This window comes from Sulfuricurvum sp. RIFOXYD12_FULL_44_77 (assembly GCF_001830725.1).
Classification (GTDB): domain Bacteria; phylum Campylobacterota; class Campylobacteria; order Campylobacterales; family Sulfurimonadaceae; genus Sulfuricurvum; species Sulfuricurvum kujiense_A.
In genome coordinates this window covers 1-1,332 of record NZ_MIBU01000163.1, presented here as the reverse complement: position 1 = coordinate 1,332, position 1,332 = coordinate 1, and the positions used below count along the sequence as shown (strand labels likewise).

The following is a 1,332-nucleotide window of genomic DNA, read 5'->3' as shown; positions in this document are numbered from 1 at the left end:
ATATGGTCAATTTTTGCCATATTGGTAAATATTTTATGACTTATCGATGCACTGTCTTCTTTAATCTGCTCAACATTATGAATCAATTGTCCCATGACACTTTTAAACTGATCGAGTTTTTGGGATGAATCAAGTGCATACTCCTCAACGCGTTCGCTGTTTTCAAGCATCCCTACCGAATTTTGTTTCAGGACACTAATATTCGCTTCCACTTCACTGGTCGCTTTTTGTGTCCGCTCCGCCAATTTACGCACTTCATCGGCAACGACGGCAAATCCTCGTCCATGTTCTCCTGCACGAGCAGCTTCAATCGCCGCATTAAGTGCCAACAAGTTGGTTTGATCCGAGATATCTTTAATCAGTGTAATAACGTTTGAAATTTCACTCACATTATGATTCAGTTGCTCCGAATTTGCTCTAGAGTCATTAATCATTTCGGTAATTTTAGACATACTTGCCATAATCTCATCCGTTTGATTACTCACGCTGTCAACAACATCTCCCGTATCGTGATTGAGCGTATTCACTTCATACAGATTTTGGATATTGCTCTCTAGTGAATTTCTAAGATTGCCTGCATTGTGAATAGATCCTTGAATCATTTGGCGTGCAAGCGTCAACGACATCTCATTTTTTTCCATCTGTTCTTCAGATATTTCCTTCTCATGCATCGCCTCTTTTGCCTTTTCTTCGGCAACCAATGCAATCTTTTCAACTTTTTCAATAAAAATATTGAAGCTCATTGCCGCTTTGCCGATTTCATCGCTTGATGAAACTTTTAACCGTTTACTCAAATCAGCATCACCGCTCGCCAACTCTTGCGCGATCGAATCGAGATTTTCAATAGGCTCCGTAACCGCTCGACGTACAATCACAATAAGGAGTATAAGAATTACCCCGTCCATTACTGTCATAATGACGACTTGACGCAACAACGAATCCTCAGATTGATTAATCAGGTTTTCAACCGTTTCCAATTTTTTAGCGGAAAAAGCATATCCTACTGATTCTCCTGAAAAATCTTTAATAACAATAGGGGTAACATAATAATTTTCTGTTGTAAACGAAGCTGCTTTAGGATCAAACTCAGTTTTGCTTAACTCTCCCAAAAATCCCTTATCAACCGCATCTTCTTTTACCGCAAGGGTAAAATTTTTACCGATCCTAGGGGCATCTTTAAGTTCCATTGCATTCTCTAAAAAGCGGTTGTCAAGCCCTATAACGATTTCCGTTCCGAAGTTTTTTCGAATATCTTTAATGACAGAATTAAGTCCTTGCATAAACTCAACCGATCCTACGTATTCCCCTCCTGAGATAATAGGGGCAATTCCG

1 protein-coding gene is annotated in these 1,332 nt (G+C 39.5%); it reads right to left on the bottom strand.

What is annotated here, in order from left to right:
• Nucleotides 1-1,332 (bottom strand): methyl-accepting chemotaxis protein (locus A2517_RS06590; RefSeq protein WP_294895334.1); only part of this gene is annotated, 1,332 nt, incomplete at both ends.